The 14,652-nt window shown below is 35.4% G+C and carries 15 protein-coding genes and 1 pseudogene; 12 read left to right on the forward strand and 4 right to left on the reverse strand.

Going from position 1 to position 14,652, the window contains the following annotated elements; genetic code table 11:
* Positions 1-81 precede the first annotated feature (81 nt).
* The gene (locus A4H00_RS09415) at positions 82-1,371 is read left to right on the forward strand and encodes a poly(R)-hydroxyalkanoic acid synthase subunit PhaE (RefSeq protein WP_067090137.1); all 1,290 of its coding nucleotides are present in this window, start codon (positions 82-84) and stop codon (positions 1,369-1,371) included.
* Between the two features lie 18 nt (positions 1,372-1,389).
* Positions 1,390-2,460 (forward strand): class III poly(R)-hydroxyalkanoic acid synthase subunit PhaC, encoded by a 1,071-nt coding sequence (phaC, locus tag A4H00_RS09420; RefSeq protein WP_067090140.1) that lies wholly within the window; start codon positions 1,390-1,392, stop codon positions 2,458-2,460.
* A gap of 5 nt (positions 2,461-2,465) precedes the next feature.
* Here phaC and A4H00_RS09425 read toward each other — a convergent pair whose 3' ends face one another.
* The gene (locus A4H00_RS09425) at positions 2,466-3,365 is read right to left on the reverse strand and encodes an alpha/beta fold hydrolase (RefSeq protein ID WP_067090144.1); all 900 of its coding nucleotides are present in this window, start codon (positions 3,363-3,365) and stop codon (positions 2,466-2,468) included.
* Between the two features lie 57 nt (positions 3,366-3,422).
* On the opposite strand from A4H00_RS09425, the gene A4H00_RS09430 reads away from it, so the two are divergent.
* Together A4H00_RS09430 and A4H00_RS09435 are read left to right on the forward strand one after the other, a co-directional pair.
* A complete protein-coding gene (locus tag A4H00_RS09430; protein ID WP_067090147.1) occupies positions 3,423-3,824 on the forward strand; it encodes a MaoC family dehydratase in 402 nt (133 codons plus the stop codon).
* Between the two features lie 112 nt (positions 3,825-3,936).
* Positions 3,937-4,866, forward strand: coding sequence for a nitronate monooxygenase (locus A4H00_RS09435; protein ID WP_067090151.1), 930 nt, complete (start codon positions 3,937-3,939; stop codon positions 4,864-4,866).
* Positions 4,867-5,319: 453 nt separating this feature from the next.
* On the opposite strand, the pseudogene A4H00_RS09440 reads toward A4H00_RS09435, so the two are convergent.
* A pseudogene (locus A4H00_RS09440) lies at positions 5,320-5,688 on the reverse strand (helix-turn-helix domain-containing protein); the annotation flags it as partial.
* Positions 5,689-5,916: 228 nt separating this feature from the next.
* Here A4H00_RS09440 and A4H00_RS09445 point away from each other — a divergent pair.
* The 6 genes from A4H00_RS09445 (at position 5,917) to A4H00_RS09465 (ending at position 10,845) form a co-directional block, all read left to right on the forward strand.
* Entirely contained in the window at positions 5,917-6,795 is an 879-nt protein-coding gene (locus tag A4H00_RS09445; protein ID WP_067090158.1) for a helix-turn-helix domain-containing protein, read from the forward strand.
* A gap of 219 nt (positions 6,796-7,014) precedes the next feature.
* Positions 7,015-7,137: a hypothetical protein gene (locus tag A4H00_RS12295; protein ID WP_257721972.1), complete on the forward strand. Its 123-nt coding sequence runs from the start codon at positions 7,015-7,017 to the stop codon at positions 7,135-7,137.
* Positions 7,138-7,424: 287 nt separating this feature from the next.
* A complete protein-coding gene (locus A4H00_RS09450; protein ID WP_237334199.1) occupies positions 7,425-7,712 on the forward strand; it encodes a hypothetical protein in 288 nt (95 codons plus the stop codon).
* 3 nt (positions 7,713-7,715) lie between these two features.
* Positions 7,716-9,914: an ABC transporter permease gene (locus A4H00_RS09455; protein ID WP_067090165.1), complete on the forward strand. Its 2,199-nt coding sequence runs from the start codon at positions 7,716-7,718 to the stop codon at positions 9,912-9,914.
* A 4-nt stretch (positions 9,915-9,918) separates the two neighbouring features.
* A complete protein-coding gene (locus A4H00_RS09460) occupies positions 9,919-10,503 on the forward strand; it encodes an ABC transporter ATP-binding protein (protein WP_418080447.1) in 585 nt (194 codons plus the stop codon).
* A gap of 117 nt (positions 10,504-10,620) precedes the next feature.
* A complete protein-coding gene (locus tag A4H00_RS09465; RefSeq protein ID WP_067090169.1) occupies positions 10,621-10,845 on the forward strand; it encodes a hypothetical protein in 225 nt (74 codons plus the stop codon).
* Between the two features lie 441 nt (positions 10,846-11,286).
* Here A4H00_RS09465 and A4H00_RS09475 read toward each other — a convergent pair.
* Together A4H00_RS09475 and A4H00_RS09485 are read right to left on the reverse strand one after the other, a co-directional pair.
* Positions 11,287-12,392, reverse strand: a protein-coding gene (locus A4H00_RS09475; RefSeq protein WP_099092173.1) for an IS3 family transposase whose coding sequence is annotated in 2 segments (ribosomal slippage) — positions 11,287-12,116 and positions 12,116-12,392 — 1,107 coding nt in all. Because the reading frame shifts where the segments join, the coding sequence is not laid out codon by codon here.
* 76 nt (positions 12,393-12,468) lie between these two features.
* Complete coding sequence (locus tag A4H00_RS09485; RefSeq protein ID WP_067090181.1) at positions 12,469-13,338, reverse strand: LysR family transcriptional regulator; 870 nt, start codon at positions 13,336-13,338, stop codon at positions 12,469-12,471.
* A gap of 345 nt (positions 13,339-13,683) precedes the next feature.
* On the opposite strand from A4H00_RS09485, the gene A4H00_RS09490 reads away from it, so the two are divergent.
* Both A4H00_RS09490 and A4H00_RS09495 read left to right on the forward strand, forming a co-directional pair.
* Positions 13,684-14,199, forward strand: coding sequence for a YbhB/YbcL family Raf kinase inhibitor-like protein (locus A4H00_RS09490; protein WP_067090185.1), 516 nt, complete (start codon positions 13,684-13,686; stop codon positions 14,197-14,199).
* A 194-nt stretch (positions 14,200-14,393) separates the two neighbouring features.
* Entirely contained in the window at positions 14,394-14,630 is a 237-nt protein-coding gene (locus A4H00_RS09495) for a helix-turn-helix domain-containing protein (protein ID WP_067090188.1), read from the forward strand.
* Positions 14,631-14,652: the final 22 nt, after the last annotated feature.

Here is a 14,652-nt window from a genome sequence, read left to right on the forward strand (position 1 = left end):
ATATATAGGCAGACTGTCCCTATTTGTCTGGCGATGATCAACAGCGGTGATCAGATTAATGGAACCTTAAGGAGGAAAACAATGGCAAATCTTGATATGATGAATCAGTGGTTTGAAGCACAGAAAAAAATGGCTGAGCAGTGGCAAAGCTTACTGCCGTTTGGTCAAGAAAATAGTGATAAAAAGACGGAGACTGAGTCGCTTTTAAATGCTCAGCAGCAATTTTTTAAAGAATATACGAAAGCGTTTACTAATCCAGCTAGTCTTGTCCCAGGACTTCCTTTTACAAATCCAATAGTAGATTCATGGAGCAATTGGCAATCCACATGGGCTGAGCAACTGGAAAAAAATTGGAAAGATAGTCCATGGGCCAACTATGTGGCACAATTTCCTGATATGAATACCTATTTGGATTTCTATAGGAGACAGTTTAATCCAAGTCAATTAGCTGATGTGATGGATAGTGATTCGTATGCAATGTTTTTAAAGATGATGGATGCAAATCAACACTTTGTCTCTTTTTATCGTTACTTTGATAAGATAAGAGAATTATATACTAAGCCATTGGAAACAGATGGCAAGGAATGGGTAGAAAAAGTTTTGGTTGATCAACAGCGTTTTTATACAGACTTTGTCCAACCGTTTATTCCATCACAATTAAGACAAGTTTTAGAAGCACCTTATGAACTTGGATCAAGTTTGAAGGAGAGCTGGGGGAAATTTTTAGAGCCTTGGGCAGGCTCATTCTTTGAGTTGGCACGGCTTTATGTTGAAGGAGCAAACGGTGATACAGAAAAGTTAGCTGATTATTTCAAGCTTTGGAAGGCCCAATACGAGGAAACAGTGGCTCCATTTTTACGCATTCCAGGAATGGGAAATCATACAGAGAAGCTAGAAAGGCATAATGCTTTTATCGATAACAGTATTGAGCTTATTTTAACGAGTATTGAATTCCAGCAACGCCTATCTAATGTAACACGAAAACGAGCTAAGAGCCTATTTGAAGAGTATCTTGAACTAATTAAAAAAGGCGAACATCCGCAGACCTATAAAGAATTTTACCAACATTGGTCTAATGAAGTCGAAAAGACCTTGCAAGAGTATTTCTACTCAGATGAATTTTCACAACTTTTAGCACGATTTGGCACTGCAAATTCTCAATTTATTATTGCACGTAATAAATTGTTGGAATTATCTTTGCGCAATCTTCCGGTAGTGTTGGAAAGTGATGCTAGGAGCTTGTACAAAAAGGTACAAGAGTTAAAACGAGATGTCAATCTCTTGAAACGTGAACTAAAAGACAAAAAAGAACCTCTGGAAGAACCAAAGGAAACAAAACCAAAATCACCTAAAAAGGCAAGTACCAAATAAGTAGAGGGAGGATAAAGAATGTTTGATGATTTAGTAACATTACCAAAACGAAATTTTCAAGATGCTTTAGAAGCACAGCATCGCCTTATCAAAGGGATTGAAACATTAACAAAATTAGAGCGTCCTAAGGGTGGAGTATCTGAAAAAGAAGTCATTTATACAGAGGATAAGTTGACGCTTTATCACTTTATTCCGAAAGTTAAGCGCCCTTTAAAAACTCCGATTCTAATTTCTTATGCGCTTGTCAATAAATATTATATGTTAGACCTGCAAGAAGGAAACAGCTTTGTTGAAGACCTATTAAAAGCAGGGGGAGATGTCTACGTTATTGACTGGGGTTACCCTACAAAGGATGATATGTTTATCACAATGGAAGATTATATCCAAGGATACATGTATAATTGCGTAGATGCTGTATTGGAGCATGCCGGAGTTGATAAGGTAAACTTTTTTGGAATCTGTCAGGGTGCAAATTTTGCAACCATTTTTACAGCTCTCAATCCAGATAAGGTAAAAAATTTGGTAACAGTTGTCGCCCCAATTGATTTCTCACCATGTGATAAATTACTTTTCCAATGGGGAAAATACCTTGATGCAGATAGCATGGTGGAGGCCTATGGAAATATTTCTGGTGAGATTATGAATAATGGATTTTTATTATTGTCACCAATTAAATTAACGACCAATAAGTATCTGGATTTAATTGATAAGTTGGACAATGAAAAGGCAATGACAAATTTTCTGGCTTTAGAATCATGGATCTTTGATAGCCCAGACCAAGCAGGTGCTACGATTCGGCAGTTTACAAATGACATGTACCACGACAATAAATTGGTAAAAGGTGAGCTACTGATTGGTAAAGAGACTGTACAATTAAAAAATATTAAGCAACCTGTGCTCAATATTATTGCCAAAAGAGATGACCAAGTTCCTACTTTAGCATCAGAACCACTTCCGAAATTAGTTGGTTCAAAAGATACAGAGACAGTTTATTATGATTCAGGGCATATTGGTCTGTTTGTCAGCAAGCGGTCACGTGAACAAGTGATTCCGAAATTAATTGAATTTTATAGTTTACGTGATGAGTAGTATCATTATCGCTCAGCTGTACACATTTCTTTGAGCAGGGTGGTTATTAATTGATCTAGCTGATCCGTTAAAATAGAATGCCCTGCTTCAAAGAGATGAAGACTGGCTTGAGGGAGGTAGGATTTAGTCTGGTAGGCTGTGTCAATATGAATTATCGAATCATTTTTCCCGTGTAAAATAGCAACGGGACAAGTCACCTGTTTAATTCGGTTATTGCCTGTTACAAGCCCATTATATTGCTCTGTCATATTAAATGTCAGAAGGTTACGAAAGACATCCGAGTAGTTCCGCTGTTGATAGGCAGCTTCAAGGTAGATTGCCCAGTCTTGTTGGGAAATAGGGGTATGGCTGTAGAGTGGTTTGAGTATCTGTTTGACAGTCTGCTCTTGACATTGAGATAAGGCATATTCTATGCGTTGTAACATCGGATTCCATTTGAACAGTTCTGCTTCAATGCTGCTAAAAAAAGGTAGAGGCTGCAGTGGAGATAATGAAAAAGACCCTTCCTGCAGATAACCTTTTAGACCAAGGGAGGAAAGTAAAAAGAGCTTTTTGATAGCCTGTGGTCGTGCAGCGGCCATCTCCAATGCCACGCCACCGCCTGTTGACCATCCTAAAAGGTAATAATGATTGATTCCCAATAAATCTAAGAATTCTAAAATATCAAAAGCAAAATCTTGGAGAGATGTAATGGGGGCATGATAGGTAGACAGACCAAAACCTCGCATATCGATAGCCAGTAGTTGATAATCAGCTTCAAGCGCGTGCATGAGTGATTGAAAGTGCCGACTAGAAGTTAGATTGCCATGTAATAAGACAAGAGTAGGACCGCTAGATCCAGTTTTAAGATAGTGGAGTGTCTCTCCGTTGGACAATGGCTGAGTGTAAGAAGGATAAAATTTCATAGCTCTCCTTTCACTATCATTATACACAAGCAATTTTAAAAAGCAAGAGGAGAAAATATGTCACAAAAATTTACAATTGGGCAAACTGCTCATTTTTCGAAAACAGTCACCGAAACAGATGTTGTATTATTTGCAGGAATATCGGGAGACTTGAACCCTGCACATACAAATGAAGTAGAAGCATCGCAAGGGATGTTTAAAAAACGGATTGCTCACGGGATGTTAGGAGCATCTTTTATCTCAACCGTCTTAGGAATGTATCTTCCAGGGCCTGGAACCATTTATTTAGGGCAGAAATTAACGTTTTTAAAACCAGTTGCAATAGGAGATACGCTGACTGCTACGGCTACGATTACAAGTATTGATGATAAAGGTTGGCTAACTCTTGAGACGATTGTCTGCAACCAGGAAGGGAAAACGGTCATTAGCGGACAAGCGCAGGTAATACCTCCAAAATAGTGGGTATTAAAATATATGAATCAAGCTATTAAATTTTGTAATAGTAGATAGATTGAAAACGCAATCATTTTATGGTATCCTTGTGATAGTTAGGATAATCTAGGAGGAATTTATGAATCGCATCACTGAGTTACTGGGTATTCAATATCCCATTTTTCAAGGAGCTATGGCTCAAATTTCACGTCACCAATTAGTCAGTGCAGTATCAAATGCTGGAGGTTTAGGAATATTAGCTTCTGGTGGGTTGACAGCAGACGAAGTTCGTGACGAAATCCGTAAAACAAAAGCGCTGACAGACAAACCATTTGCTGTTAACCTGATGTTGATGATGGATAACGTAGCTGAAATTGTAGAAGTTCTGATAGAAGAAGGCGTTAAAATAGTGACAACTGGTGCCGGAACTCCTAAACCGTATATGCCACGTCTAAAAGAAGCAGGGGTTATTGTCATACCTGTTATTCCATCTGTAAAATTAGCATTGAAAATGCAAGAATTAGGCTGTGACGCGGTTGTAGCTGAAGGAATGGAAGCAGGTGGTCATATTGGTGAGATGACAACAATGCCATTGACACGCCAAGTAGCAGCCCATCTCGATATTCCAGTAGTTTGTGCAGGAGGAATAGCTGATGGTCATGGCTTTGTTGCTGCTACTGCACTTGGAGCTGAAGGAGTACAGATGGGAACCGTCTTTTTAGCCGCTGAGGAATGTCCAATTTCTGCAGCTTATAAACAAGAAATCCTTATCTCAGTTGATACTTCGACTGTCGTGACAGGTCGTAAATTTGGCGCCCCAGTCCGATGCTTACGGAATCAATTAACAACAAAATATTTAGAATTGGAAAATCAAAATATTTCTCGACATGAATTAGAAGCAATGACCATGGGAGCTCTTACAAGAGCAGTCGAGGATGGTGATGTTGACAATGGTTCCTTGATGGCTGGTCAGATTGCTGGTTTGGTTTCTACTATACGTCCAGCAAAAGCAATTATTGAAGATGTTATGACTGAGGCGAAGGCTGTGTTGGAACATCTATCACTTTAATACTGTGTACCATTTTATAATCTATTTTCTGTTTCAGCAGGGAGTAATAGGAGTGCGCAAGCCCTTCTTGACTCCCTGCTTTTTATAGTTCTATTTTCCATTGGCTAATTTTGACAAGCTTTAAATGAACAAGCAGCAGCATCGTAGAACAATAGTAATCAGATGAGCCATATAAAAAAATCATAAATAATTAACGGAAGGTTCTGATAGATGAGGCTTTGTAAAATGGCACTTAAACTTGTGATGCATCTTCCATAAGCTATTGATAAACTTTCCAAGTACGCTAAATTCCCAAACTAACTTCCATAGCCTCTTCAAGTGGCCGTTAGTCTGATAAAACCATTAAAAACCAGTGGAAATCCATGTCAGAGTAAGTTCCACTGGTTTTTACAATTGTTGATTTCATGGCTTTTTTAGGCGAATGGTAGTTGAAAAAAGAGCGCACAAAAACCCCCCATCTGAAATGATTTTATCCATGTCCCAGAAGGTTTGAGAATTGAGAGGTGTTCCTTCACGAGCCTCAACGAGAGTTTGTTCGTATTGTTTTTGAGCTTGTTTGGCGAAGTAGAATATTTTTTTATAGCCACAATTTTGTCTTCTCTTAGGGCAAGCGTTACAGACAAAAGGAGCCTTATCAAGGAGAGGGCAAGGAAGCCCATCACTAGTAGACGTTCTGATCTGTCTATTACGTTTGACTTCTTTGGAAACAGTAGTAGGATCTTTAAGGATGAATTGTGCGATGGTTTTGAAGGATTCTCCTCTTTCTAATCCTAGCTGGATATCATTGCGGTCTGAGAGGGTAAGGTGTTTGTATTTTGTCATCGTAAGAGCTCATTTCTAACCCAAACGTCTCAGACTTAATTCCACCATAAAAATCCGTTTTAGACTAACTTCCGCTTCGAAAACGAAAGAGGAACTTACTTTGGGAAATTACCCTACATATCTAACATGTCATGTTTTTATAAAAAAGATACATTTTTAGATTAAAACATGTTATAATGATGAGGGAAGAAATATAATTTTAAAATTAGTGACTGGAGGCTAGTCAAAATGAACAGAATACTAGGTGTCCGTTTGAAAAATAAACGAAAAGAATTGGGATTGACACAAAGTGAGTTAGCAGCAGGTATATGTGAACAAAGCCAAATTAGCCGCATTGAACAGACCAATTTTGCACCAAGTTCTGATATTTTGTATATGCTGTCGAAAAAATTAGGGGTGACAATGGAGTATTTTTTTGATGAAACAATTCAAGAGAATTTTTCTAATTTAGCACATTTTAAAACTTTGATAGATACTGCTTTTACCCGCCGAGATTACAAGACCATTGGATATTTACTACAGATGGAGAAGGGACGTGATATCTTGTTATCAACTGAGGACTCCTTATATCTTGAATGGCTACAGGCCATAGTATTGTATAAATTAAATGATGAGTTAGATCATGCAATTACAAAATTAGAAAACTTATTACCTAAAGTCCAATACTATTATTTTTATTATTTAGATTTCCTAAATTCTCTTTCGATTTGCTATGACGAGACGGATAGACAAGAAGATTACTTTAAGATTCATAGTTTAATGATGGAAGCGATAGACAATATTAATTTATCTGACAGCATACAATTTAAAAAAATGATTAAAATGAGATATAATTATGCACGATTTTTAATCAAGATGGCAAACATTAGAGAGGCAGTTAAGGAAATATTAGAGCTTATTGCTCTACTAAAGGAGAGCGATAGTAGTTATTTATTAGCTGATTTATATTGTTTGTTGGCAAGCAGTGGCGAGGTATTTTTAGCAAAGGATGAGGTATTAAATTATAATAAAAAGGCTGCAGTTCTTTACAATATTTATGGAAATGATTTGATGTATCATTCTTTAAAACAGTATTTGTCGCAGTTTAGTTTAGAGGATGAGATATAGTCCCTGATATAATTAATCTTTGGAGTTAGCTATATATGGTGTTAGCTCTTTTTATTTTCATTAAAAAAGAGAAGAAAAAATCTTTAAAAAGATTTTTTAAAACAAAAAAAAACAAAATAATATTTTTTTAAAAAAATATCCAAAAACATATAAAAATTATTGACAACGCTTCCATAGTATGGTATTATTAAAGCATAAAAACATAAAGGAGAAAAAGCTATGAAGAGAAATTTCTTATTAGCTATAAGTTTGTCGTTTTTGATATTAACAGTATCGTTAGTAAGTCACTCTCCTGCTAAAAATCAAGGCTTTGATCCAGGACCTGTGTTTGTTGCTAAGTAAAAATAATTTTAATAGTTTAATAAGAAAGGAGGCTAGGATACGAGTTACCACTTACCTAGTAGATTTAAAAACGGAGATTTTTAATTGACCTAGAATACTTCTTTATTCTGTTATATATAGTAAAGGATAATATATTTCTAATCAATACTTTATCGTTATCGTCAGATATTATAATATGAATTAATTTAAGAAGTTTTGTGTGGTAAATAACTGGTTTATATTTTTAGCTTTTGATAAAGACGAAGATCTTTTAGAAATTAGTTGGGGATAAAATCATGAAAAATACATTGAAAAAAATTGCATCTACTACTCTGATTGGACTCTCTCTACTTGGTATTGGTAGTTCAGTGGCTTCTGCGGCAACTGTATATTATAAAGGAAGTACAGTATATTGGGACTATGGTCGTACAGCAGCTATATTTAGTTATTCAAATGTTCAATCATCAGTTTATGAGCATACAGCAACTGCGAATGGTGTTTCTTCTGGGTGGCAAGCTCCTGGAGTAATGGCCTCTGCGACTGCGTTTATCGGAGGCGGCACTGCACAATGTTACTGGAATTGTCGAGGGTACTAGCCTATGACTAACAAAAACATTTTTCTAGGAAAATTAAAATACCTAGCCCTGTTTTTGGTTGCTGTTCAGAGTATATTATTTGCTCTGACAGCAATTTTTTTTACAGGTGTATCTTATCAAGAAACATGGCAGCAGTATAATCAGGAAAATCGAACTCTAACACTGTACCTTCAAAAGCTAAATCCAATTCAGCAAGAAAAAGCGTTTCTGTATTTAAATGGGAGAAGCGATTTAGCTGTTTGGACTCATCGAATCATTCAAGATTCTAAAGGAAATGGCATACAAAAACATTATATAGATGCCATGGGAAATGCTGATTATTTTTCCGATTTTAAATTTCACCATTCAAATACTTTAACTAAGTCACAGCTAAAAGTTTTACTAGAGCATGAAGATAGTAAGAAAACGATAGGACTTGCCGAGGCTTCTCATGATATGCTTTATGAGCTACCGAGACCTTTATTTACTACTCCGGTTGTTATTGATCGATTAGAGCAAGTTTATCAAAAAACCAATACTTTAACGGGAATCTATCATGTAAATGGTTTAGAATCAGAAACAGACAGAAGTGAATTTATCAAACAGTTTGTGAGTGACACAGGCTTATCAGAGGAAAATTTTCTAAAGGAAAAATTTGGTAGTCGTCGTGATTATGGTTTAGTTCCTTTTGTACTCATAGGTTTTCTTTCATTTACAATGTTAACTTTGTTAATATTATTACTTGTAATTGTTCTTCAGGCCTATGAAAAATTTGGTAGTCTAACCCTATTGGGATGGAGTCGAAATGAATTTTGGTCAGCATTATTTAAACCTATTATTTATCCATCAGTTCTTAGTACACCTATATTAGCTGTAAGCATTTGGTGGTTGGCAGGCTGGTCTCAAGTTTCCTACTATATTTTGATACCTATCATGGGTCATCTAGTATTTTCCATGCTGGCCTTAGCTACTATTCTGATTATTCCTAGTTTGATAGTCTATTCAGTTACTGCTTTGTCTGCTATTCACAAACGTTTTCCAAGTAGACTATTGACTATTTTAGGAATGTGTTCCTACATTGCGTTGAGCAGCATCTTGGTTGCTACCAGTTATGGCCTAGATGGTCCTTTGTATCGTTTTATGGATAATGTCCATATTGCTAGGGCGTGGAAAAGTGTTGAAAATATGCAAGTAATTGATTCCTTTTCTGAAGGCGATGACTTGGGAACACTAGCAGGTACGAGTAATACATTAGAGTTAAGTATGTATCATCTTTATACCAAGATAGGCCATGATGAAGGTATCTATTTAATCCATAGTCAATACTATGGGCAAGATTTTTTGGAGAACGTGACTGCTTATCAGAATCTGCCTAGTAAGCCATTTTGGTATCTAGTTTATTCTTATAATTATTTAACTGAACTAGGTTTTCAGTTTTCTGAAGAAGAATTAAATGAGATACGAAGTGGTAGTAGATTGTATCTGATTCCAGATAGTTATACAACCGAGGAGCAGCAACGTATGCGAGCGTATTTAGAAGAAAGTGTCAAAGTTTATGATGGAGATGTGGAGACACCATTTACACAAAATCGTCAGTTCGTTTATAAAAGCTATTCCGCGACTAAAGCTATTTTCCTTTGGTCTACAAATTTACAACAAGGAGTAACAAGTAAGGAGCCGATTATTTTTGTAGCTAGTCCTGAAAATCTTTATTTTAACGAAAGTGCAAATCTTGTTGTTTCAGGTTTCAATGGTTATCTCAAAATACGTAATCAGAATATTCTGACTCGCGTTAAGGAAGAGATAACGACTCATTTTCCAGATCTTATGGATAATGATATTCAATTTACGCCAGTTAGTCGATATATTGATGGACGTCAGAAAGAGTTGAGTTATACTTTTTATTTATTTGGCAGCGTTATCGTAGCTATATTAATTAGTTTAACCTCCATACTAATCGCTTTAGTATTGATGTATCGAATTACTTATCAAGATCGTTTAATGGTGCAATACTTTTTAGGATTTAGTTTATGGGCACGTTATAAAGGAATTATGATTTTGATGATTGCTTCTGCTATTATAGAGATACTAATTAGTTTCTTATTGAAAACAAAATTGGGTATAGTGTCCGCCGCTTTATCTCTATGTTTGCAGTCAGTCCTTCTATATGGTTTTCTTTTGCGGAAAGAACAGCAGAAAATCCTAAGTATATTTAAGGAGTAAGAATATGCCAACTATTTCAGTCAAACAGTTATCGAAATATTACGGTGCAAAACGTGTTATTGAGAATATTTCATTTGAGGTTTCGGATAGGGAATTTGTTGCGTTAATTGGTCCATCTGGTTCAGGAAAATCTACGCTACTCAACCTTATTGGCTTATTAGAAACTGTTGATGGGGGAATAATCACGATTGATGGTGAGACTATACCACAAGTTAATTCTAAAAAGGCAACTCATCTCCGTCGAAATGTATTAAATTATTTGTTTCAGTCTAATGCCTTGATTCCAAATGAAAGCGTCAGAGATAATTTGCTGCTGGCACTTCATTATACTGATTTAACTAAAAAACAAAAAGATGAAAAAATAAGAACAGTCTTATCAAAAGTCCACATGGAATCTTTTTTAGAGAGTCGTGTTAATGAGTTATCAGGTGGCGAACAGCAGAGAATTGCTATTGCTCGTGCTATCTTAAAGCCAGGAGAGTTGATTTTAGCAGATGAGCCAACAGGTTCTTTGGATCCACAAATGGCTCAAACAGCTTTTGAATTGCTGAAACTGTTACGGATGAATATGGAAAAACGATTATTTTAGTGACACATAATATGGAGCAGGCTCAGCAATGTGATAGAATTATTGACTTAGAAGGCTTAAAAAGCTGATTTGACACATTTTGCTACATAAGTTGCCCATTGTTAGGGGATGATAGTCATGAAAAAATTTAATTATTATTGCATTGTAAAACAAGATAAAAATAACCCTGGTCGTTTGCAGTATATTTTAGCGATTGAGAATCTCGTTAATGATTTACTCAAATTGACTTTGTATATTAACCAACAAGAAGTAGAAGTTTTGCTTATTCATCCATTTCAAAAAAGGTATCATACTTTACAAAATTATTCCAAAGAACAGTGTATCAAATTAATTGATGATTGAAGAGTTTTCTAAAAGGGATATACTTTCTTCAATTTTAAAAATAGTGTAATCAGATATTTATCTATACCTAGATTCCCATCTTAGCAATATTGTAAAACATTATTTCTAAGATTTTTTGGCTCTTTGTCAACTGTCGTAGATGACTTATAACGAACTTCTAGAGAGGACTATCTTAGTCTTCTCTTTTGTTGTATTCAAAGAAAGGAAAAATCATTTTTTAAAGTTTTTAAGATTCCTATATCCCAAATCATTTTGTTTAATGTCTTTGAAGAGTTTATTGGTAACTGCTCCACAACGAAGTATATTGAAAACGCTCCAAAGTCAAGTTGACTCTGGAACGTTTTTCTATTTATGTGACTTTTAGTCCGTCTCGCTCCGATAGGTGCGAGACAAATCATGAAAAGGCAACAGTCTTCTGTACAGTCTTATAAAGTGTTTTTCTTAAGCGATACCTCGCTTGGCTATGGGAGTTTGATAATTGAGACTACTGTGAATGCGATGATGGTTCCACCAGTGGACATAGTCTCTTGTCTTGATGGACAGTTCTTCCAGTGTTGAAAATTGTTCTTGATAAACAAACTCAATCTTGAAAGCACGGTAGGTACTTTCAGCCACGGCATTGTCATAAGGGCAACCAGCTTGACTAAGAGAACGGGTGATACCAAAGGCCACTAGCATCTCATCAATCAGCTGATTATCGAACTCCTTGCCACGGTCAGAATGAAAAAGATTGACCTTGGTTAAAGCAAAAGGGATACTCTGAATTGCTTGCTTTACCAGATCTGCGGTCTTCTGCCAACCGACTGACAGGCCAATGATTTCTCGATTAAAGAGGTCGATGATGAGGCAAACGTAAGCCCAACGCTGGTCCATACGAACATAGGTCAAGTCCGTGACAAGGGCTTCTAAAGGCTTGTGTTGGTCGAATTGTCGATCTAAGAGATTAGGAATGGGAGCTTCGTTCTTCCCTTTAGAACGAGGCTTGAAGACAGCTTTCTGGTAAACAGAGACCAAATTTAGGCGCTTCATGATGCGCCGAATCCGTCGGAGAGACAAGCAGATGCCTTCAGCTTCCAGGCATTTCTTGATTTTCCTAGCCCCGTATCTGGACTTGCTTTCAGAGAAAATGTTTCTAACCTTTCCTTCAATCTCTGCTTCAGATACAGGTTCAACGGCTTTGTAATAATAGCTAGAACGCGGGATATTTAAGCAACGGCACATGTCTACAATTTTGTATTTATCTTTATTAGCGGTGATTACTTCCCTTTTTGCGCCATAATCACCGCTGCTTGCTTTAAGATGTCAACCTGCATTTCAAGCTCTTTGTTTCGTTTTCTGAGGGCAATCAGCTCGCGCTGTTCAGCAGTAAGGTTATCAACGGTCTTAAACGATCCAGTTGTTTTGGATTGTTTCACCCACTTATCGAAGGTTGAAGGGGTTAGCTCATATTCTCTGATGAGCTCACTACGCTTTTTCCCTGCTTGGTAAAGGTCAACGATTTGTTTTTTGAAATCATCGGTGAAGTGACGACGTGGTTTTCTAGACATAAGGGATTCCTCTTTTCTTTAGTTCAGTGTAGAACACTTTATAATTTTTGTCTAGTTTAGTGTAACCTATTCAATGTTAAATTTTATTTTGTTCAGTAGCTATAAATTCTTCGAACTCATATTTAAAACATTCAATACTATTAGAAGTTTTACGATTCATTATATATGTAAATGAAACAGGAGTTGTAATATTAGTCGAGATTCTATAGTTAATCTTTTTATCAAAAGCTGTTTTTAAATAAAGTGGTAAGTATGATATACCTTGTCCCATCTCTATAAGCTTTTCAGTTACTGAAATATCCTTAATAGATATAAAGTGCGATTCTGGAACAAGAGTTGAAATTTCTGCTTTTACGTTATTCCAATAATTGGGGTGATTGTCAGAAAGAATTTTATAATTTTGATACATTTGTATCTCAGATAAATTTTCAGCAACTTGAGGATAAAATAGTGCGATTTTACCTTCGCAGATAGCCTTTGATGTAATCTTTTTAGTAAATGGCTCTTCACGATCAATTCCGACATCAAATTGATTATTTTCGATGGCATTAGCTATCTTTCCTTGTAATACAGAAATAGAAATTTTAATAGAAGGATATTTATCAAAAAAATATGGTAGGAATTTTGGTAATAAATATGTAGCAATGTATGGGGAGGTTGCAATACTCAGATGATCCTCAAATTGTTTATCTTTCAATTGGATTTTTTCAATGCTCTCTTCATAGGTTTTTATAAGTTTTTTAGTTATTGGAATAAATTCTTTTCCTGCACGAGTCAAAGATAAATTTCTACCTATCGTTTCAAATAACTTTACTTGAAGATGCTTTTCTAGCTTTTTTATTTGTTGATGCAAAGTTGGCTCAGTTAAGAAAAGTTCTTCACTAGCTTTATGATAATTTAGGTGTTTTGCTAAAATTAAAAATGTGTAGTACCAATCTAAATTCATTTCAATATGCTCCCATCTATTAACAAATAACTAACAAATTATAAAATTTTTCCAAATTTTAAAATACTTTACGATATTATATCATACTTATTGTGCTTGGAATGATATTCTTAGGTCTTGCCTCTGGTCTTACAAGACCACAAACTATTAAGGCTTTGAAGAAGAGTGGAGAACTTACTCAAGATTTAAATCAAGGAGAATTAATCTACTCTATAATAAATTTTGTTTTCTTAATCGTGGGTGGTTACACTTATCAGTGGTTTAACTTTAATGGTCCACTATTTATTGCAACACTGTTACTATGCATTTATTGCATCATTCAATTATATTTTAGGAGAAAAAATAATGAAAATTCAATTACCTTTTAATAATAATATATTACCTGAATATTTTGGGAAAGAAGCTGATTCTCAGGATATTCTTCAAGAAAATCCTGTCCGCTCATTTCCGTTTGAAATTCTAAATATCCCTGATGGTACAGAGTGCCTAGCTTTTACATTAATTGACTATGATGCTGTGCCAGTCTGCTCTTTTCCATGGATACACTGGTTAGTGACTGATGTGAGCGTTGAGGGCATTACTAAGACTATTCCTGAGAATTTTAGTATTGATTATAAGAGAGAAATTATTCAAGGGAAAAATAGCTTTTCAAGTTTCTTGCTACAGGGAGATTTCTCAGAAATAGAAACATTATTTGTAGGACCAACTCCACCAGATACAGATCATCGCTACACGTTAAAAGTTTTTGCGCTTTCTGAAAAGACGAATTTACAAAATGGCTTTTTCTATAATGAGCTTATGGATGCAATGAAAGGCCGTATTTTAGATACTGTAGAAATTGAAATTATTGGTTTATATTAAATATCAATTCTGAAATTTACTAATAAATAGAGAGTCCTAAGAGTACATCTTCAGGACTTTTTTAGCATTCTCGACTATCCCACTTAATTAGTATGAAAGTTAGAAAATTTTTCTAACTTCTTTGTGACCAATTGTCACATAAATCCAAATTCTCTTCAAACATAACTATACTTGAGCTAATTAGGAGGGATATTATGTTCGTTCGTATTCGAAATTTGCATGAAGATGCTGATTTGACACAAGAAAATATTGCTTTTTTATTAAATTGTAGCAGATCCACTTATTCAAGGTATGAAGAGGGGAATAGAATGATTGGCATATATGATTTAATAAAATTAGCTGATTATTATGACGTTAGCCTAGATTATTTAGTTGGTAGAGTAGATTTTAGATATGGACACCGATTGCAACTCAGAAACAAGGAAATTTAATTGATAATAGTGACGGTTTGTC

Origin of the sequence: Streptococcus marmotae (assembly GCF_001623565.1) — a bacterium.
Taxonomy (GTDB): Bacteria; Bacillota; Bacilli; order Lactobacillales; family Streptococcaceae; genus Streptococcus; species Streptococcus marmotae.